Origin of the sequence: Ancylomarina euxina (genome assembly GCF_003863355.1) — a bacterium.
In the GTDB taxonomy this organism is placed as follows: domain Bacteria; phylum Bacteroidota; class Bacteroidia; order Bacteroidales; family Marinifilaceae; genus Ancylomarina; species Ancylomarina euxinus.
In genome coordinates, this window is sequence record NZ_QQWG01000007.1 from 176,084 (window position 1) to 197,075 (window position 20,992).

The window sequence follows — 20,992 nt, forward strand, 5'->3', positions numbered from 1 at the left end:
TGTATAATAAGAAATAGATTATCAGAATTTCGAGAAGCTTTTTTCAACAAAAAAAAGGCTTCTCGTTTTTTTTATGCTCATTTTCTAGGCTCTAATCGCTCTCACAAAATTGTGGCAGACTCAACAATCACCTATCAAACCATTGAGCGTATGCTTACACCGAAGCTTTGGCTTTATTCCTCAAAATATTTTCACAAAAAGACATTCATGACTTCGTTTCTCATTTCGGGAATAAGACCATGGATTACCCTAACTAAACAGCCAAACAGATTAGAATTTACACCCCTTAAACTTTCTTTTCGTAAATAGTTAATACGATATAAGAACTTTTACTAATTTTACCGGTCAAAACACACAAAATAGCTGATAAAGCATTGCGAGTGAGATGCAAGATATATATTTTTGCACCTCTCTTTATTTTTTGTTATAATGAACTCAAAGCTCGCACCTTACAACGCCTCATAACCATGCCTTTGTGTCTTATATCATTAATAAATTAGTGTATGAAAATAATTGGAAGAATTGATATCGCAGATTTTCCTAAATTAGATTTACAAAATATCAATATCAAAGTAGATACAGGTGCCTATACTTCATCAATTCATTGCCATGATGTTCAAGAAATTGAATTAGACGGAAAAAAACACATTGAATTTAAACTCTTAGATCCTTCTCATCCCCAATACAATCATAAAGTCTTTAAAGTAACGAATTATGAAGTAAAATCAGTGAAAAGTTCATTTGGAGACGTTGAAAAACGCTTTGTTATCCACACTAAAATTGTGGTTTTTGGAAAAGAATATTCAATCAAACTATCTCTAAGTGAGAGAAGTGACATGAGAATCCCTATATTGATTGGGCGAAGATTTTTAAATAAAAAATTTATAGTAGATACATCTCTCAACAACCTCTCTTTCAAACTAAAATCAAAAAAGAAAAACGCTTAGCATCTACTTAATTATATATTGAATTATGAAAATTGTAATTTTATCAAGAAACCCTAAACTATATTCTACCAGAAGACTAGTAGAGGCCGCAGAAGAAAAAGGACATGAAGTCTTAGTTGTTGATCATCTAAAATGCGTCATCGAACTTGAGAAAAAATCCCCTAGATTATACTACAACGGTATTTATTTAGACGATATTGATGCTATAATTCCAAGAATTGGAGCCTCGGTTACTTTCTATGGGACTGCTGTTGTTCGTCAATTCGAAATGATGAATGTATTCTCGGCAGTTAAATCGCAAGCCTTGGTCAATTCAAGAGATAAATTAAGGAGTTTACAAATATTGGCCAGATCTGGCGTTGGTTTACCAAAAACAATATTTACAAATTATGCCAAAGATGTAGATCATGTAATTGACTCTGTAGGAGGAGCGCCCTTAGTTTTGAAATTACTAGAAGGCACACAAGGTTTAGGTGTTGTCTTAGCTGAAACTCAAAACGCAGCAAGTTCTGTTATTGAAGCTTTTAATGGATTAAAAGCCAGAGTTATTGCTCAGCAATATATCAAGGAAGCTGGAGGAGCTGACATCCGAGCATTTGTTGTAGATGGAGTCATCGTAGGCGCAATGAAAAGACAAGGTAAAGAGGGAGAATTCCGTTCTAATTTGCACAGAGGTGGTAGTGCTAATATTATTGAATTAACTGATCAGGAAGAATTAACAGCAATTAAAGCAGCAAAAGCCATGGGGCTTGGTGTCGCTGGAGTTGACATGTTACAATCAGCAAATGGACCTTTAGTTTTAGAAGTTAATTCATCTCCAGGTTTAGAAGGTATTGAAGCAGCAACAAAAAAAGATATAGCCAAAGAAATTATAAAATATATCGAAAGAAATGTCTGACAGTAAATTCATTATATTAGGCAGAGAAATTAAAAAAGGGGAAAGTGCTATTCTCGAAATGGATGTTGCAAAACTCCATACGAGAAACAACTTAAGTATTCCTGTAATCATAGAGCGAGCTCCAATTGATGGGCCTGTTCTCCTGCTAATAGGTGGTGTACATGGTGATGAAATAAATGGGGTTGCTATTGTAAGGGATATTATACGACGAAAATATAATAAACCTAAAATGGGCACTGTAATATGCATCCCTGTATTTAATGTATTTGGCTATTTGAATCAACAGCGAGAATTCCCGGACGGTAGAGATTTAAACCGAGTTTTTCCAGGAACTGCAACGGGTTCATTAGCCAGTCAGTTTGCATATAAGTTCACTCAAGAAATAGCTCCTTTGGTTGACTATGTTTTGGACTTTCATACAGGCGGAGCAGGTCGTGAAAACTATCCCAATGTGAGATGTGATTTTAATAACGAAACAACATTGAATCTTGCAAAATTATTTGGAGCAAAATTCATAATCGATTCCAATCATATTGCCAAATCCATAAGGGATTTAATTAATCGAATGGGTAAGACCATTTTATTGTTTGAAGGAGGAAAATCGCTTCAACTTGACAGAGAGGTGATTAACTGTGGTGTCAATGGAGCCCTAAACATCATGAAGCATTTAAACATGCAGGAAGGTGAACTTAAGATTGATACAGATTATTTCTTATTGAAAAAGACCAAATGGTTACGCGCTCCTTACTCTGGAATGTTTGAATCTCTAGTAACAAATGGAAGCAATATTAAACAAAAAACAGTTATTGGTAGAATTTACGATCCTTATGGTGAATTTGATAAAAATATAATTGCTCCTTTTGATTGTTGTATCTATGGATTAAACACGGCTCCCATTGTTTATAAAGGTGATGCTATTTTTCACGTAAACGTTGAAACAAAATAAATTGAATTTCAAGCTAAATTTGAGATAGCAAACAGCCAGATCATTAGCCCGATTTTATGATCAAACATTATTGTTTGTGAACTGCACTGGTTCTCGATTAGTTTCGCTTGTATTAAGTTCCTTTAGTCTAAAAATAAAGACACTCTAAAATCGTGCGTTAGCAAAAAGTAAGTATTATTAATCCAACACTGCCAGGATAAAAGAGACTTTACAAGAACGGATAACACTGATGAACAAAAAAGTAAAATCAATCAAGAAATAGCTGATGCAATTCAGCAAAGTAATAATCCTCGTGAGTTCATTCTTAGGAGGATTTTTTTAGGAATACTGCAAACTAACTGTAAAAAATACTAGACTCGTTTTCTTAGGTTTGTTTCATATCATAATAAGATACTACTCCCTCCTCTAATATAGTAGTGTAACAAAACCTTTTATAAAGATATTGGAGAAATAATATTGATATGATATTTACGTTAGTCAGAATTTAATAATGATAGATATGAAACAAATAAAAACAACCTTGCTTACCCTATTAGTAGCATTATTTATAATCGCATGTAAGAACGAACAAGGAAAATCTAACACAGAAAAAAGAGGAATTGAGGAAACTTCAAGTGTAAAGAATTCTATTCAGGAAGGACAAAAGACTATTTTTCAAAAAACATTGACATTACAAAACATATCTTTTGACATAAAAACTTATAGAGAAGGATCTATTAGTCAGCTTTCAATTCAACCCAAAGGCTTGGAAATAGATAATCGGAAAAATGTACATGAAATAGATGGAAAAGTTGTTAATGCCGAAATTGAAGATTTAAATTCAGATGGATTTCCTGAAATCTTGATTTATACAGTGTCTGCAGGTAGCGGTAGTTATGGAAATGTGATTGGATATTCTGTAAATAGTGGAAAGTCCATAAATCAAATTTACTTCCCCGAACTATCCGAAACTAAAGAAGCCAGTATTGGCTATATGGGGCACGATGAATTTGCTATTGTAGAGACTAGTTTAGTACGAAGATTTCCAATTTACAAGGATGAAAACACAAATAACAATCCAACAGGAGGTACTCGCCAAATACAATACAAACTAAAAGATGGTGAAGCATCGAGATTATTTGTAATAGATAAAATCAGTGAGTATTAATAAAAACTATGGCCAAAATGGGCTTATTTAACATAAGTGTATAGTGGGTTGTCGAAGGTTTTGTACTTATAGTAAGCAAGGGCAAGTCAAGTTTCTGATAATCATAATCTTTAAATATCTAGCTTGTCTTTTTATAATATTTGTAACAGAAATCAACTAATGCGCTTCCAGACCATAGCGCCATCCCTTAGGCTAGGTAACCGAACAGAATTACAATAACAAAAGAGAAAAAAAAGATTCAATGACAATTGAAATAAAAACACACGAAAGAAAGTTGTTCACAAATATTGACTACTCAGAAAAGACCTTAAGAGATAGAGAATTTTATAAATGTAAATTTGTGGCCTGTATTTTCGTAAGAAGTGATCTTATTGGTAACAGTTTTGAAGATTGTACTTTTGAAAATTGCGACTTTTCGATGACGAAAGTTCAAGGAGCCGGTTTTAGGAATGCGACCTTTAAAGAATGTAAGATTTTAGGTGTTGATTTTTCGGAGTGTAACAAATTCATGTTCTCCTTCTCATTTTATAATTGTCATTTGGATTATTCTACCGTTTATGGCACAAGGTTGATGAAAACAAAATTTGATAAATGCTCTTTGAAGGAGACTGATTTTACTGAAGTCAATTTATCTGCTTCCATATTTTCGGACTGTGACTTAAGCAATGCCGTATTTTTAAATACCATACTGGAAAAGGTGGATTTTAGAACTGCAAAAAACTATTCGATAGATGCTGAATCTAATAAATTAAAGAAAGCCAAATTCTCAGCATTCAATATTGAAGGTTTACTACATAAATACCAATTAGATATCGATTATAGCTCTTAAACTTTATTTCATCTAAAACTTAAATCACCCACGCTGGTGCGCGATTGTATTGCGTTCCTTTATTTATCATACACCACACGATATAATCGTGTGGCAGCAAAGAGTCGTGATTTCAAGCCAAAAGTTAAATCAATTAAGAAGAATCTAATTCAAATCTGCTTACCAAAAAAACTCGTAAATTCACACTTATATGCTTTTTTGTTATTAAATTGGTTAGATGGAAAGTATCTCTATAAAAATCACAAACCTAAAGTCGTATGGCCAAGAAAAAAATAAAACGAATTCTCAGAATAGTATTTATTATGGCAAGTATATCCTCCCTGTTCTTTGTACCATGGCTTTTGGTAAAGGCGTGGATGCTTCCACTACCAAATACGGTTCAAGAACAGCTAGATGAGGCCATTGGTCATGGATTTGACGGAATGATTGTTTATGTAGACCAAGCAGGTAAACCACCTCAGTATTTTGCTTCCGGCTGGCACGATCGAGAATCAAAGATACCTGCCAAACCTCAAGCCCTATTTAAGATTGCCAGCATCAGCAAGCTATATGATGCTGTGGCTGTCACCAAATTAGTAAGTGATGAACGTCTTTCTTTGGATAAAACAATCGCCGATTATTTACCGGAGCTTCAAGGAAGAATTGAAAACGCTGATAAAATTACCCTGAGATTGATGATACAGCATAGAAGTGGCATTCCCAATTTTACGGACGCTCCGAATTTTTGGGCAGCTCCAACAGAGACCTATAAAGAAAGTCTTGCATTGATTCTGGATAAGCCAGCCAACTTTGATCCTGGTAAAGATTATGAATACTGTAATACGAATTACCTCTTGATCAACAGGATAATGGATAATGAACTAGCTTATGGGAACTTTAAATTCATTCGGGAAGAAATTCTAATGCCGCTAAATCTTAACAACACCTTCGGTTCGCTAAGTGAAGTGAATATAGACGATGTGATGAGTGGCTATCATGTAGGACATCCCTTTGATTTAAAGACTGACGAACATGGTATGTTGGCTACAGCAGAAGACGTGGGGACTTTCCTAAGGGCATTGAACGATGGCTCATTGTTTGAACCAAGAGAACAGGAAATTTATGCTTCCATATATAAGTATGAACATGCAGGTTGGGTTCCGGGATACCAAAGTTTTGCAAAATATCACAAAGACCTTGATGCTGTTATTATTGAGTTCTACAGTACAACTGATCCTAAACTGTACAATTGGAACTTATCAGAAATCATCAATAATAGAATTGTTAAAATACTGAAAAGGCAAAAAAGCTCATAACAATGAATAAAAGGCATTAAAACGTCCTCTATACTAACTCTTAAAACTCAAAATAAAAGGGCTGACTCCTCTGTTGAATTAGCCTTTTTCTTTATAGATGTAGCCAAAGCTGGTGAAACAAAAAAGGTGGAATCAATTAAGAATCCACCTTTTCCTATATCTAAATTGAATAAGCTCAAATGTAATAAGCACTCAAAACCAGCCAAACCATTTAATCCTCTTTACACTGAATACTTATCCAATTCTAAATTTCTACCAGAACAAAGTATATAGAGCAACCAAAACGATGATAATCGCATAGGATACAATATTAAATGTTTTACCTGTTCTGAATGTCTCTCTGCTTATTTCAATTCCTTTAGAATCATCAGCACCTTTACTCTGCATGTAACTCACAAGCGCTATTATTGCCATTGAAATAAGACAGGTTATTCCCATTTGATCAAGAAAAGGAAATGATGGAAACAGACCTTCTAAAGCCGAACCTTCAACCCAACCTTTAGGTCCAATCTTTAAAAACATAGCGATTGGAATAGAAGACAGAATACCGACAATAGCCGCTCTATTAGTCGCTTTTTTCCAGAATAGACCTAACAAGAAAACGGCAAGTATTCCTGGACTCACAACACCTGAATACTCCTGAATAAACTGAAAAGCCTGATCTAAGCCTGCAAGTTGTGGTGCTATACAACAAGCAATAACCAAAGCTCCTGCTGCTGACAAACGCCCCACATTCACGGTTCTTTTATCAGAAGCTTTAGGATTGAAATAAGGCTTGTAAATATCCATTGTGAAAATAGTTGAGGTTGAATTCAACATAGATGCCAGAGAAGAAACAATAGCCGCTGCTAAGGCTGCAAAAGCCACACCTTTTAAACCACTAGGTAAGAACTGTAACAACCAGGGATAAGCTTTATCAGCAGCTTCCAATGTTGGCATATTATTTTGAGCGGCATCACCCAGGCGAGCCATAATCGTTGGATCATTCACCATCACATAAGCTGCTATACCAGGAATAACCACAATAAGTGGAATAATCAACTTTAAAATACCCGCAAACACGATTCCTCTTTGAGATTCCTTCAATGATTTTGCAGCAAGCGTTCTTTGAATGATATACTGGTTGAATCCCCAATAATAAAGATTTGCAACCCACATACCACCAATCAATACACCGATACCCGGAAGATTCACATATTGGGTATGCGCCTCATCCAAAATCATATGAAAACTATCGGGTGCAGCTTCGTATATATGTTGAAAACCAGCCCAAACACCTTCGCCTCCTGAAACGTGATTCAATGCCAAATAAGTGGTTACCAATCCCCCTAAAGTTAGGAAGACAACCTGAACAACATCGGTCCAGGCCACCGCAGATAAGCCCCCATAAAGAGAATAAGATGCTGCAAAAAGGGCTAAGCCAAAGATTCCATATATCATAGGAATCCCCATGATGGTTTCCATAGCCAAGGCGCCCAAATAAAGTACCGATGTTAGATTTACAAACACATAGAGTGCAATCCAGAAAACAGCTAAAATGGTTTTCAGATTGGTTGAGTAACGCTGCTCAACAAATTGAGGAATGGTATACAAGCCTTTTTCAATGAAAATGGGAAGGAAAAATTTACCCACAATGATCAGAGTAATCGCAGCCATCCACTCATAGGAGGCAATGGCTAAACCAATAGCAAAACCAGATCCTGACATGCCAATAAATTGTTCTGCCGAAATATTAGCCGCAATTAAAGAGGCACCAATGGCCCACCAGGGTAATGATTTACTGGCTAAAAAATAATCATCAGCATTTTTCTGATGCCCTTCTTTATCGCGGGATACCCACAGACCTACGCCAATAATAACAATTCCATAAATAATGAAAATCGCGTAATCCAGAAATGAAAATGTATTCTCCATACTCTTATATTTTGAACTTTAATTTAAATATCAATTCAATACTTGATTTAAACTCAGCCATAAATTTAACATTTACGACAAATATTAAATAGTTTATTAGCCTTTATAATGTTCCTTAGGCAACATTCTTAATCGTTCCGCACTGGTTTCAGGTGTGATATCTCGTTGAGGGTTGCCTAACATTTCATAACCTACCATAAACTTCTTAACCGTTGCTGATCTCAACAATGGTGGATAAAAATGCATATGCAAGTGCCATTCCGGGTGCTCTTCGCCATCGGTAGGTGCTTGGTGAATACCTGCAGAATAAGGGAAAGACACTTCAAATAGATTGTCGTATCGAATGGTCAAATCGCGATAAATGGCAGCCAGAGCTGTTTTTTCATCTTCACTCATTTGACCCAAATGCTGAATGGCTCTTTGGGAAATAATCATGCATTCAAAAGGCCAAGTTGCCCAATAGGGAACCAAAGCAACAAAATGATCATTCTCTATCAATATTCGATCTTCCTTATCCAATTCTTTCACCAGATAATCTGCGAGCAATGTTTTTCCATGCTTGTCGAAATAAGCTTTAAACCTAAGCGATTCTTTTGCTGGCTCGTCAGGTACTGAAGATTGCGCCCAAATTTGACCGTGAGGATGTGGATTACTACAACCCATCACTGAGCCTTTATTCTCAAATATCTGAACGTAATTGATTTCTGATCGACTTCCCAAATCAAGGTATTGTTCCTGCCACAAGTCCACGACTTTTTTTACTGCAACAACGTCCATTTGTGGGATGGTTAAATCGTGACGTGGCGAAAAACAAATCACACGGCAAATACCTTGTTCACTTTCTGCACGAAACAAATCGTCTTCATTCACACCTCCTTTGAGTGCATCTAAGTTTAAGGCAGCAAAATCGTTGGTAAACACATAGGTTCCATCATAAGAGGGATTCTTCTCGCCTCCTATTCGATCGTTGCCCGGACACAGGTAACATTCAGGATCGTGCTCAGGACGTTTTTCTTCCGCAACTTTCTCAAGCTGTCCTTGCCAGGGTCTCTTGGCACGATGAGGTGACACTAAAACCCACTCCCCTGTTAAAGGATTATATCTTCGGTGAGGATGATCCTCCATATTAAATTCTGACATATTATTGCTTCTCTTTTTTCGCTTATAGGTAATCGGTTGTTGGTTGTCGATTACGGTTGTGGTTTTCGATAACTAATAACTGATATTTTCTTCATCACATCATCGCATCAACATATTACCTTAACAACTTTATTCAAGCCTTCTTGCACCATCTCCAATTTCAGCCACATAGAAATCGGGCTCCAGGCCTACTCTTTTCTTATAATTTTCACCAACCGTTTTAATAAAGGTTTCAACTGCCTCATCTTTAACAAGACTTACGGTGCAACCTCCAAATCCAGCTCCGGTCATTCTTGATCCCAAAACACCATCAATCTTTCGAGCTTCTTCAACCATGGTATCCAATTCGAGGCCTGTCACTTCATAATCGTCACGAAGTGAATCATGAGAAGCATTCATCAAAAGACCAAAGGTTTCAAGTTGCCCCTGTTTTAATGCATCAATCGCCTTAAATACACGTTGATTTTCTGTAACAACATGCTTTGCTCTGCGTCTTACGACCTCATTGCTTAATAAAGATTCGAGATTCCTGAACGCCTTGTTATTGAGTTCACACAAGAAATCAATTTTCTGTTTTCTACTAATTAATTCAACAGCAAGCTCACATTCAGCTCGCCTTTCATTATACTTTGAGTCGGCCAGTCCCCTTTGCTTATTAGTATTTCCAATCACAAGCTTATAACCATCCATTTTAAGCGGTACAACATCAAACTCCAGCGTATCACAATTCAGGGCTAGAACATGATTTTTAACGCCCATACCAATGGCAAACTGATCCATGATACCACAATTGACACCCACAAAATCATTTTCAGCTTTTTGTGACATCTTCACGAGTTCAATTTGTTCTAAAGCCGCTGCTGCCAATTCATTAAAGGCAACCGACATCACCAACTCAACTGAGGCAGATGATGACAAGCCCGCACCATTGGGAATATTACCAGAAAACAAGAGTTCCATACCTTTGGACTTAAAGCCTCTCTTCTGAAACTGATCCAAAACACCCATCGGGTACTTCACCCATTCCTTATTTCCTCTTTTAATCTGATCAGTGGTAATTCTAGTCTTATATTCGAAATTCTCGCTGGCAAAGAAAATGGAATCATCTTCCCTTTCCCTTAAAATCAGATAAGTGCCATGAGTCAATGCGCAAGGAAAAACCCATCCCCCATTATAATCGACATGCTCACCGATTAGATTCACCCGCCCTGGGGCGAAATATATTTTACAATCTCCTTCTCCGTAGAGATCAAAGAACTGTTCTTTCAACTTTTGCATATTCATAATTAATCAAACTGGTTGGTACTGGTCGGTAAATATACAGATACTTTTCACCTTTCCAAAACTATTACTTTAAGCTCTAACAAAAAAAGGCGAATCAAATGATTCGCCTTTTCAAAACTTTAAGAAAATTATAATGATTTTCTCCTTATCAAATGAGATTTGTTTTCTATCTGATTATCTTCTTTGTTCAGTACCATACTTGCCAAAAGCTCCCCCATCAATTCAAAGTCTGTTGATATGGTTGAAATACCATCAGCCACAACTTCCTTTAAGGGGGTATCATTGTAAGAAATGATTCCTAAATCTACTCCCAGCTCAAGATTTTCAGACTTCGCCGTTTTCACCAGAGAAACCAGATCCTTATCGGATGGCACAATATACACCTCACCCTTTTGAATTTGATGATGCTTAAGACTCGAAATCACTTCAGACTCCCATTGATCCTTGTGATTATCGCAGAATTTATTAAAACCTTTCATCTGCCCTAATGGCTCTTTCCCTCCTGGGAAAACCAAAAATAGCTTATGATATTTCTTTAGATTATCAATTCCTGAATTTAAAGCAGAAATCATATCCTTTTCAAAATTCTGATAAACCGAGGGGTAATGCTTCACAAGAGTAACATTGGTTTGGTCTAAAATATAAACCTTATCCTGTGGCAATTGCTTTAGAACAGAATACGCATCGTTAAACTTTGCAGGCATAATTACATAAGAAGTATAAGCCCCATTACTCGCTTCTATTAAATCTTTAAAGACCTGTCGATTAAAGTGATGAAAATAGATATCAACAACAGCCTGTCCTCTCAAACTCTCAAGGAATGAATTATAAAGCACTTCCTTAAAAGCATTTAATTCATCAAAAAGTAAGAATATTTTATGCTTAAACTGGGTAACCGTACTCTCTACATAATACCCCTTACCAGGAACAGATGAGATGACACCACGAGCTTTTAATTCATTAAAAGCAACCAAAACAGTATCTCTCGATAGAGAAAATTCCCTACAAATGGCATTGATTGAAGGTAAACGATCTCCTTTATGAATCAAATCAGCTTCAATAGCTTCCAGTAAGGAATTAATCAATTGTTTATATTTGGGAATTCCGGAATCGGTAGATATCTTAAAGATTTGATTCAACATATTGACAGTTTAAATTCTCAGGGGTGAGATTGTATTCTTAGAGTAATTATTTGATAATACAAAGATACATTTTTAACTACAGGTAGCTACCAGTATGATGCAATTAATTTGTATAATATGTTTGATTACGAAGTTTTTCTTCTAATTTCGGCCTTTAAAAAGATGGAGAATAATTTTAAAACCATCTCAAAGTTAACATTCTATATATTAAAAACAATACTCTTAACTGATGATTCAAATTCAAGCATTTGCCCATAAAGACAACCATATCAAGCATTTTGTTCTTACAAATAATAATGGTATTTGCGCAAAAATCACGAATTACGGAGCCATCCTTACCTCCCTAACACTACCTTTAGAATCAGGAGAGAGAGAAATTGTGTTGGGTTTTGATTCATTGAAAGACTATAAAAATAAATCTTACCTAAAAGATTACCCCTACTTCGGAGCCATTATTGGACGATATGCCAATAGAATTAATCAGGGTAAAGTAAGGATTGATGGTAAAACTATTCAACTACCCACAAATCATGGGAAGCATCACTTGCATGGCGGTTATTCTGGTTTTGATAAACGAACATGGGATGCTGAAATTGTAGGTAAATCAAGGCTCCAATTAAGCTTATTAAGTATGGATGGGGATGAAGATTTTCCAGGCAATATGAAACTAACAGTCATCTATGAATTAAATGATGAAAATGAGTTAGCCATCTACTATTCTGCCACTTGCGATAAAACGAGCCCAATCAATCTCACCTCACATACTTATTTCAACTTTACGGGTGGTGAAGAAAACATCTTGAATCATGAACTTCAAATTGATTCGGATCAAATACTTGAAAACAACACAGAACTAATTCCTACAGGTAAATATCTGGATGTTAAGCATACAGCTTTCGATTTCAGAGCTCAAAAGAAGATTAATCAGGATATAAAGGCTGTAGAAAATTACGACAACTGCTTTGTTTTAAAAACCGAAGGCAAAACGCTTAAAAAAGTGGCTGAAGTTTACGAAGAAAAGTCAAATATCAGCATGGAAGTTTCAACAGATTTCCCTGGCTTACAACTTTACACAGGCATGTTTATCAATATTGAAGGACATAAGAAATTTGGTCCTTTTTCTGGACTTGCTCTTGAAACACAAGGCTACCCTGATGCGCCAAACCAAGAGAACTTCTCACATGGCTTTATTCATCCTGGGGAAGTATACCAACATCAAACCCGTTATAAATTTCATTTCTAGAAAACAGATTATTCACTCATAAGAGATACGACATAAAGCTAGTCAACCTGCCCGATAATAAAGAGGGGGCTAAGCTAATAAAAAAGACAAAAGCTACTCCTTTTAGGGAATAGCTTTTTTTGCTTCATAATTAACATATACATTAAATTGTACAAACGCTATTACAGAAATAAAAAAACACAAACACATTTAAAACACAACAAAATATTAAAAAAAGTTAAATCAATATTTATTAAAAACGATTTAACTATACTTGTAAAGATCAATTATTCACAAAACACCAAAAACATAAAAACAACCTTTCAAACAATGAAATAACACCCTGAAAACACACTAAATATAAACAATAAGATAATCAGTCATAATACTAACCCGACCAAATCCAGTATGACAATCTTTTCAAAACAAAAAACACTAATCCTCAAAGTTTTATTTTTATCTGCTACAATTTCATCATGCCATTATAAACAAAATGATATATACACACATCAGGTTGAGCATAAAAACTTCACAGATAATTTAACTGTAATTGGTGAACTTCAGCCCTCGAGTTCCTTAAATATTTCATGTCCTCGTTTAAGAGCCGATGCAAGCATCTCCTATCTAATTAAACATGGTAAATTGGTTGAAAAAGGAGATACAATTTGCATCCTCGAAGCCAAGGAAATTGCAAATAAGTATGAACAAGCTAAGTCTGATTTAGATAATGCCAAAGCTGAATACAGAAAAACCGAAGCGCAATTAAATCTAAACACACAGCTACTGATCGCGCAAAAAGAAACCATAGAAGCCAGTGAAGCCATAAAAAAATTAGATAGCATACAGCAAAAATTTGTCTCAAACTCTCGTAAACAAATTATTGGTCTCGAACTAAAAAAAGCTGAGCTAGAAAAACAAAAGGTGGTGAATCGACTGAATAGTTTAAAAAAGATCAACAAATCAAAGCTCAGTCAAAAGCAAATTAAAATTAAACAAGCCGAAAACCAGCTAAGTAGTGCCAAGTCTCTTTTAAATCAACTAATTATAACGGCTCCCAACTCAGGTACATTTTTGCGTGCAAAACAACGCAGAAGTAATAAATTAATAAATGAAGGAGATATTGTTTGGGGGGGAATGGCTATAGCTAAAATTCCAAATTCTGCATCCTATCAAGTCAAATTCTTTCTGACTGAACAAGAGTGCAAGCAGATAGAAAAAGATTTCCCTTTTGAAGGCCATTCAAAATCCAATGAAATAATTACAGGCCTAATTAAAAACAAAGCCCCGGTTGGAAAACCTGTTGAAGAAAATTCTGAAGTCAAGGTATTTGAAGTCATTGCTAAAATTGACTCGATAAACTTTGAACCCAAACCAGGCCAATCGGTTGGCTGTGACATTATAACGAAATCAATTCCAGATGCCTATATCATACCCCTACTGGCCGTATTCCCCGAAGATAGTATGCAAGTCGTGTATGTCGCACATCAAAATAAATTTGAAAAACGCAGCATAACAATCGCTTATAAAAATGCCATTCAAGCTGTCGTAAAAAGCGGATTTACGGCAGAAGAAAAAATAGCTCTTATTAAACCACACAAAAATCTAATCCTGAAAAAAGATACCTCCGATGAATAAACTAAGCATCTTCTTATTAATTCTCATTTGCACTGCATGTTCTCCTAATGGAAAAAATGACATTTCACTCTACAAAGTAAAGAAGGGTAATCTCTCCATAAGCTTAACCGAAGAAGGAGAATTAAGAGCATCTAATTCGATCAATATTTCTTCGCCAGCCATTTCATGGCGTTTTGGTAATCTTAAAATCATCAAAATCATTGATGACGGAACAGAAGTGACTAAAGGCGATACAGTGATGATATTCGACCCATCTGAAGTTGGAAAAGCCATTGAGCAGTCGAAAAATGAATTGGACATTGCAAAAGCAGAGTTGGAAAAAAACAAAGCTGAGCAAGCCTCCAAATTGGAAGAGTTAGAATCGAACTTTAAGGTCACAGAAATCTCACATCGCATTTCTGAAATAAACTTTGAATTGGCTGAATATGAAGCAGAAGTAACAAAGAGAGAGATTGAGCTTAAATTAAAAAAAGCTAAAATATCATTGGGTAAAGCTAAGGGAGAAATCTTAAACACAAAAAAAATTCAACACGAAGAGTTACAACAGTCTCTCCTAAAGATAAAACAGCTAGAAGCTAAGGTAATCGAAGCAACAGATGCACTTAAGAGTCTTACCATAATTAGTCCAGCTCCAGGTATTGCAATATTAACTAAAAACTGGAGCACCAATAACAAATGGCAAGTTGGGGATCAAACATGGTCAGGTAATCCTATGATTAGTCTTCCTGATCTAAGTCAAATTGTATCCACAGTAAAGATCAACGAAATTGATATTTCAAAGATTCGTTCCTCACAAAAGGTTGAGATTAAATTAGACGCCTACTCCGATACAGTATTCTCTGCACAAGTAAGCAAAATTGCCAATTTGGCCGAAAGCAAAAATGGGAAAGATAAGATCAAGGTTTTTCCCATAGAGACCTTAATTGATGGAACATCACCCAAATTACTCCCAGGAATGACGGTTAGCTGTAAAATATTGATTGACGAAATAAAAGATGAACTCCTCATACCCGTAGATGCCTTGTATTCTGAAAAAAATCAACACTGGGTTTACTTAAAATCAGGAAGTAGCTTCAAAAAAACAAATGTTGGAATAGGTGCTTCAAATAGCGATTTTGTCATTATTAAAGAAGGTATAAAAGAAGGAGATCATCTCGCCTTATCTGATCCCTTTCCTAAAAATGAATCAAAGAATAAGCAGGACGAATTATAAACCCCAACTTCATTATGGAAAAAGTAAAAATCCTATTACTGGCGGGAATGCTATTCTTCATTTCCTGCAGCAAGAATAATAAAGACTCAGAATTTCAAATCCAAAAGGGAAGTTTTAAAGCTTCGATAACAGAAACGGGTGAGTTATTAGCCATTAATGCAGTCAGTATCAACATGCCATCTATCGGATTTAGGTATGGCTGGCAATTTAAGATTGTTGATTTGGTTGATAATGGTACCCTGATAAAGATTGGTGAAAAGATTGCTAAAATTGACGAAGCAACAGTTCGTAAAAGAATCATTGAACTTGAGACGCAATACAATCTGGAGCAAGCCAATTTAAACAAACAGATCATTGAGCAGGATAATCAAGTACAAAGTTTAGAAATAGCCCTTGAAGAAGAACAGGCTAATTACGAACTAAAAAAACTCGAGTTGGAAACCTTTAAATTTGAGTCGCCACGAAAAAGAAATATCAAGCAACTTGAATTTGAACAGGTTCAAATTAATCGAACCAAAGCGATTCGAAATATTCAACGCCAAAAAATCATAAAAGAAAATCAGATTAAAATTCAAAAGCTGAAGGTTAATCAAATTAAACTGGATATTGAGCAAGCCTACATCGCCGTCAAAAAACTGGATATTGTCAGTCCAATAAACGGTATTGTACAACTCAAGGAAAACAGAAGATCCAAACAGAATTATAAGATTGGTGATGAAATATTCTTAAATCAGTCTTTTGCCCTAGTTCCAGATATCAATTCGATGAAGGTGAAAACCAGTATCAATGAACTTGATTATAAAAAAGTGCGATTAGGACAAAAGGTTAAGGTTAGATTAGACGCCCTGCCTGAAGTCGTATTTGATGGTAAAATTAGCTCCTTAGGCAAACTCAGTAAACCAAAAGAGAAAGACAGCAAAATTAAGGTGTTCGATGCTGAAATCACAATCATTAATAATGATGAACGATTAAAGCCGGGAATGACAGTAAGTTGTCAGATTCTTTATGCCGATTATCAAAATGTGATGTATGTGCATAACGATTGTTTGCTACGCGAAAAGGGTAAATACTACATTTTTCCAGAAAAGGGTAAAAAACGAGAAGTTAAAGTTGGCTCTTCTAACAATAACTACACGGTTATCCTTGGCGAACAAATAGAGGGACAAGCCTTACTTCAGGCCAACAGAAAGAAAAAACCAAAAAGTGAACAAGAGGCTTAAACCCTTAAGATCATATCATTGAAACATCCCAATTAATTGTCAAAATAACAGAATCTTTATGCAATTAGAAGAAAACGTACAAGCTGCCTTTAACGGTTTGAGAGAGCACAAGTTCAGATCCTTCCTGACCATGCTGGGTATCATATTCGGCGTAGCTTCCGTCATAGCCATGCTATCCATTGGAGAGGGTGCCAAACGGGAGGCCATCAAGAAATACCAACAATTAGGTGTCAACAATATTATCATTCGTGACATGGATCTTTCTGATAAGGAATTGGAAAGTGTGAGGGCCAAATTTTCTCCGGGCTTATCTCTCAAGGATGCACAGGCTATTAAGGATATTGTTCCTCAGATTGTTGACTTAGCCCCACAAGCAGAAAAAAAAGCCGATGTTAAATACCAGGACAAATCCATTAAAGCAACTCTTATTGGTGTGACGCCCAGCTATTCAGAAATTCTCAACTACACAACCGAAAGTGGGAGTTTTGTTAATAAAGATCACCAAAACAGACAATTAAAGGTTTGCGTGATTGGGACAGATATCGCTTCAAAATTTTTCACTGTTGACGATCCTATAGGACAGAGCATTAAAGTTGATGACCAATGGCTGGAAGTGATTGGTGTGTTGAATAGCAAATCACTTTTTACAGAAACAGTTGGTGAACTGGCTTCCCGGGATTTAAATTCCGATATCTACATCCCGCTTTCTACCTTTCACAAACGATTCGAAAAAGAAAAATTACTTTCAAGCGAATTAAAACAAATAACGATAAAACTAGAAGGCTCTGAGAATATTAGCCAAATATCAAATATTGTTGAAAACTTAATCAATCGTCATCATTTCAACAATAAGGATTTCAGTATTGTAATCCCCATTGAATTATTGAAACAGGAAGAAAAAGAACGACGTATTTATAATATTCTCCTGGGGTCGATTGCTGCCATTTCATTATTGGTAGGCGGTATTGGTATTATGAACATCATGCTTGCCACAGTAATGGAACGAACCAGAGAAATTGGTGTACGTAGAGCCATTGGCGCTAAAAAAGACGACATTCTTTCACAATTCATCACCGAATCACTGGTACTAAGTATTACAGGTGGAGTTATTGGCGTTATTTTAGGCTTAACTCTCTCCATTACCATCTCATTATCCACTGCCATTACAACGAGTGTTACGCTATACTCAGTTCTTATAGCCTTTTTATTTTCAGTACTTGTAGGTGTTACTTTTGGCTATTTGCCAGCACGAAAAGCAGCCCGTTTGAGTCCTATTGAATCCATTCGTTACGAATAAATCTCCTGAATCATGCTAATCGAAATTAAAGACTTAAGAAAAAAATATATCATGGGAGAAATGGAGGTTGAAGCTCTACGAGGCGTCAATCTCAACATCTCGACCAACGAATTTGTATCCATCATGGGACCATCGGGTTCTGGTAAGTCAACGCTTATGAATATACTGGGATGTTTGGATACACCTAGTTCAGGACAATACCTCTTCGATTCTATAGATATTTCATCTCGAACAGATGATGAACTCTCTGAAATTCGAAATCAAAAAATTGGATTCATTTTCCAGACCTTTAACCTTCTACCCAAGTTGGATGCCTTGCAAAATGTCGAGTTACCCCTAATCTATTCAGGCGTTGAAAAACACCTTAGGAAAGATCTCGCAAAAAAGGCACTGAAAAGATTGGGTCTGGAAAACAGGATGAATCACAAACCTAATGAATTATCGGGTGGACAAAGACAACGAGTAGCCATAGCACGTGCTTTGGTTACCAATCCTGGGATTATACTTGCTGATGAACCTACAGGAAATCTCGATACTAAAACAGGATTCGAAATTATGGAGATTTTTAAAGAATTACACCAGGAAGGCAATACCATAATTCTAATTACCCACGAACCCGAAATTGCTGAACAAGCTGATCGGGGCATTATCATTCGCGACGGACTCATTACAAAAGATGCACTCAACACAACAATCATCAGCCCTAACAAAACTATTCTAACCCAAGTATAAGCCGTTCAAAAAGAGCAAAAATATGATACACATACAAAGAATAACAGCCATATTACTACTATTTTTCTCCTTCTGCATTACACTTAAAGCTCAAGAGACTCTAGTTATGAAACTGGATTTGGAAACCAGTATTAGAATTGCAAAAGATCAGAGCTACACGATGCTGATGTTAAAAGAGGGCTTAAATGCAGCTCAATATGACCTAAAAGCAGCAAACAGTTCTTTCAAGACTCATATTAATATGGATATAACAGCTCCGAATTACTCAGAATCAATTATTGATTTTCAGGATACAGAAGGCATGACTTATTTTTCGAATAAACAACTGTCCTACTCTGGAAATCTGACCATCGATCAACCCTTACCTACTGATGGACGCCTATTTGTTCGCTCAGGCATATACAATACCGATGATTACGATCAGGATGAAAAATTCATGAAACTACAGACCCGAATCGGATTAACACAACCTATTCAGTCTCTATACGCTTACAACTCAATAAAATCTGAATATGAGAAAGCCCGTTTGAATTACGATTTAACCAGCAAACGATTAAAAAGAAATGAACTGGATTTGATCTATAGAGTAAGTAAAGCCTTTTACGATCTGAATGCTTCAAAAGAACATATGAGCATTACTAAAATGTCTATGGATCGACTTTCGAAAGCTTATGAAATTGCTCAAAACAAATACAAAGCGGGTCTAATTAGAGAAGTTGAAGCCTTGCAGATGGAAGTCGATTTAGGAGAAGCAAAAAACGCATACGACCTTGCAACAGTAAACCATTCTACACAACTAAATGTGTTTAAGCAAGTTTTAGGCCTTCCATTGTCTGAAAACATTGAGTTGGAAAGTAATTTTGATTACGACCCCATAGAAATTGATATTAAGATTGCTTTGAAAAAGGCATTGGAAAACAGATTAGAACTAAAAGAACAGCAACTACAGATCGATCTAACCAATATTGAGTTAAAACGCATTAAATCGAAAGGAACCATATCGGGAGATTTAGAAGCCTATTATGATTTTGTTGGAATGGATAAGTATGATATCAATAAGAGTTTGGGAGGTGCCATTAACGGAACATGGGGAACTCTACAAGACAGACCTGCAAACTTTGGTGTCCTGTTAAAGCTAAAAATTCCTATTCTCGATTGGGGGGAAAACCGATCGCGTGTAAAAGCCGTAAAAGCACAAATCAGACAAAGTGTTTACCAGCAAGAAGCACAAACTGTCGAAATAGAAAGTCAGGTTATAAGAACCGTAAATGAAGTACACAGTACTCTAAGGCGATTAGAGCTATTGAAAAAGAACAAAGTGATAGCTGAAAAAAGTTTTGCCATATCACAAAACAGATTCTCAAATGGTGATATCGATAGTCAAACATTGGCACTTGATCGTGAACGTTTGGACAAAACCAACGAATCACACCTAAGAGCTTTTATTGATTACAAACTAAAATTGGCTGACCTTATGCGTAAAACCTTTTACGATTTCGAAAAAAATCAGGATGTGATTTATTAAATCTTTTGAAAGAAGTGAATCATCCTAGAATAAGTTGACAGAAAATCAATTTATTCTAGGACTAGACATACAGTTGACAAAAGAGTATTATTTATTAAAAATAATACTCTTTTATAAATTATCAGAATTGGTACAGAATTCTACATTGACAAACCAACAATAGTGGCTAAAGTACCTGCAACTAGAAAAATCATTATAACTCCTATTAAACTAATAACCAAACCTGCAACAGATAAGCCCATTCCTTTATTTATCTTTTTAGCTTTTGAAATACCCATAGCACTAAAAATGAGTCCTAATAGCCACATAACCCAGCCAATAAAAGGAATCCATCCTAAAAATAAGGTTAGTAATGCCAATACAAAACCTGCAGTTCCTATTCCATTACTTCTAGTATCAACAATCTGAATTGTTTGTTCACTCATCATATTAAATTTAAAATTCTGCCTTACCTTATTTTGGGGATTAGTCAGGTCAAATTCTTATCCCATATTTCAAAGTTCATGTTCGTTTTATGATTACGAGTATCAAATTTATGAAAATTAGAATGACAAACAAAAAATACATAATATTAGATTAAAGTTATTTTCACAAACAAGATTATAT

Annotated in this window: 18 protein-coding genes; 13 read left to right on the forward strand and 5 right to left on the reverse strand. The window is 35.7% G+C overall.

Annotated features, from left to right (window positions below; all coding sequences use genetic code 11):
• The first annotated feature begins 503 nt into the window (after nucleotides 1-503).
• From DWB61_RS09155 to DWB61_RS09180, 6 genes are all read left to right on the forward strand, one after another.
• The gene (locus tag DWB61_RS09155) at nucleotides 504-947 is read left to right on the forward strand and encodes an ATP-dependent zinc protease family protein (protein WP_125030601.1); all 444 of its coding nucleotides are present in this window, start codon (nucleotides 504-506) and stop codon (nucleotides 945-947) included.
• A gap of 25 nt (nucleotides 948-972) precedes the next feature.
• On the forward strand, nucleotides 973-1,845 hold the full coding sequence (rimK, locus tag DWB61_RS09160; protein WP_125030602.1) for a 30S ribosomal protein S6--L-glutamate ligase: 873 nt from the start codon (nucleotides 973-975) through the stop codon (nucleotides 1,843-1,845).
• Nucleotides 1,838-2,791, forward strand: a complete 954-nt coding sequence (locus tag DWB61_RS09165) for a succinylglutamate desuccinylase/aspartoacylase family protein (RefSeq protein WP_125030603.1) — start codon at nucleotides 1,838-1,840, stop codon at nucleotides 2,789-2,791. The genes rimK and DWB61_RS09165 overlap by 8 nt, the downstream gene beginning before the upstream one ends.
• Nucleotides 2,792-3,290: 499 nt before the next feature.
• A complete protein-coding gene (locus tag DWB61_RS09170; protein ID WP_197091170.1) occupies nucleotides 3,291-3,938 on the forward strand; it encodes a PliI family lysozyme inhibitor of I-type lysozyme in 648 nt (215 codons plus the stop codon).
• A 241-nt stretch (nucleotides 3,939-4,179) separates the two neighbouring features.
• Nucleotides 4,180-4,767 (forward strand): pentapeptide repeat-containing protein, encoded by a 588-nt coding sequence (locus DWB61_RS09175; RefSeq protein ID WP_125030605.1) that lies wholly within the window; start codon nucleotides 4,180-4,182, stop codon nucleotides 4,765-4,767.
• A 356-nt stretch (nucleotides 4,768-5,123) separates the two neighbouring features.
• Nucleotides 5,124-6,062 (forward strand): serine hydrolase domain-containing protein, encoded by a 939-nt coding sequence (locus DWB61_RS09180; RefSeq protein ID WP_225423369.1) that lies wholly within the window; start codon nucleotides 5,124-5,126, stop codon nucleotides 6,060-6,062.
• Between the two features lie 252 nt (nucleotides 6,063-6,314).
• Here DWB61_RS09180 and DWB61_RS09185 read toward each other — a convergent pair whose 3' ends face one another.
• The 4 genes from DWB61_RS09185 to DWB61_RS09200 all read right to left on the reverse strand — a co-directional run bounded on the left by DWB61_RS09185 (nucleotide 6,315) and on the right by DWB61_RS09200 (nucleotide 11,542).
• Nucleotides 6,315-7,976 carry a sodium/sugar symporter gene (locus tag DWB61_RS09185; protein WP_125030607.1) on the reverse strand — a complete coding sequence of 554 codons (1,662 nt, stop codon included), beginning with the start codon at nucleotides 7,974-7,976 and terminating at the stop codon, nucleotides 6,315-6,317.
• A 96-nt stretch (nucleotides 7,977-8,072) separates the two neighbouring features.
• Nucleotides 8,073-9,116, reverse strand: coding sequence for a UDP-glucose--hexose-1-phosphate uridylyltransferase (locus DWB61_RS09190; protein ID WP_125030608.1), 1,044 nt, complete (start codon nucleotides 9,114-9,116; stop codon nucleotides 8,073-8,075).
• 129 nt (nucleotides 9,117-9,245) lie between these two features.
• A complete protein-coding gene (locus DWB61_RS09195) occupies nucleotides 9,246-10,394 on the reverse strand; it encodes a galactokinase (RefSeq protein WP_225423370.1) in 1,149 nt (382 codons plus the stop codon).
• Between the two features lie 134 nt (nucleotides 10,395-10,528).
• Entirely contained in the window at nucleotides 10,529-11,542 is a 1,014-nt protein-coding gene (locus tag DWB61_RS09200) for a GntR family transcriptional regulator (RefSeq protein ID WP_125030610.1), read from the reverse strand.
• A gap of 229 nt (nucleotides 11,543-11,771) precedes the next feature.
• Between DWB61_RS09200 and DWB61_RS09205 the strand changes: the two genes are divergently transcribed.
• The 7 genes from DWB61_RS09205 to DWB61_RS09235 all read left to right on the forward strand — a co-directional run bounded on the left by DWB61_RS09205 (nucleotide 11,772) and on the right by DWB61_RS09235 (nucleotide 20,386).
• Nucleotides 11,772-12,785, forward strand: coding sequence for an aldose epimerase family protein (locus DWB61_RS09205; RefSeq protein ID WP_125030611.1), 1,014 nt, complete (start codon nucleotides 11,772-11,774; stop codon nucleotides 12,783-12,785).
• Between the two features lie 621 nt (nucleotides 12,786-13,406).
• Nucleotides 13,407-14,399 carry an efflux RND transporter periplasmic adaptor subunit gene (locus DWB61_RS09210; protein ID WP_125030612.1) on the forward strand — a complete coding sequence of 331 codons (993 nt, stop codon included), beginning with the start codon at nucleotides 13,407-13,409 and terminating at the stop codon, nucleotides 14,397-14,399.
• On the forward strand, nucleotides 14,392-15,612 hold the full coding sequence (locus tag DWB61_RS09215; protein ID WP_125030613.1) for an efflux RND transporter periplasmic adaptor subunit: 1,221 nt from the start codon (nucleotides 14,392-14,394) through the stop codon (nucleotides 15,610-15,612). The genes DWB61_RS09210 and DWB61_RS09215 overlap by 8 nt, the downstream gene beginning before the upstream one ends.
• Before the next feature lie 14 nt (nucleotides 15,613-15,626).
• Nucleotides 15,627-16,832 carry an efflux RND transporter periplasmic adaptor subunit gene (locus DWB61_RS09220; protein WP_125030614.1) on the forward strand — a complete coding sequence of 402 codons (1,206 nt, stop codon included), beginning with the start codon at nucleotides 15,627-15,629 and terminating at the stop codon, nucleotides 16,830-16,832.
• Nucleotides 16,833-16,890: 58 nt separating this feature from the next.
• Nucleotides 16,891-18,129 (forward strand): ABC transporter permease, encoded by a 1,239-nt coding sequence (locus tag DWB61_RS09225; protein WP_125030615.1) that lies wholly within the window; start codon nucleotides 16,891-16,893, stop codon nucleotides 18,127-18,129.
• Between the two features lie 12 nt (nucleotides 18,130-18,141).
• A complete protein-coding gene (locus tag DWB61_RS09230; protein WP_125030616.1) occupies nucleotides 18,142-18,861 on the forward strand; it encodes an ABC transporter ATP-binding protein in 720 nt (239 codons plus the stop codon).
• Between the two features lie 22 nt (nucleotides 18,862-18,883).
• Nucleotides 18,884-20,386, forward strand: coding sequence for a TolC family protein (locus tag DWB61_RS09235; RefSeq protein ID WP_125030617.1), 1,503 nt, complete (start codon nucleotides 18,884-18,886; stop codon nucleotides 20,384-20,386).
• Between the two features lie 140 nt (nucleotides 20,387-20,526).
• Here DWB61_RS09235 and DWB61_RS09240 read toward each other — a convergent pair whose 3' ends face one another.
• Nucleotides 20,527-20,811: a hypothetical protein gene (locus DWB61_RS09240; RefSeq protein WP_197091171.1), complete on the reverse strand. Its 285-nt coding sequence runs from the start codon at nucleotides 20,809-20,811 to the stop codon at nucleotides 20,527-20,529.
• Between the last annotated feature and the right edge of the window lie 181 nt (nucleotides 20,812-20,992).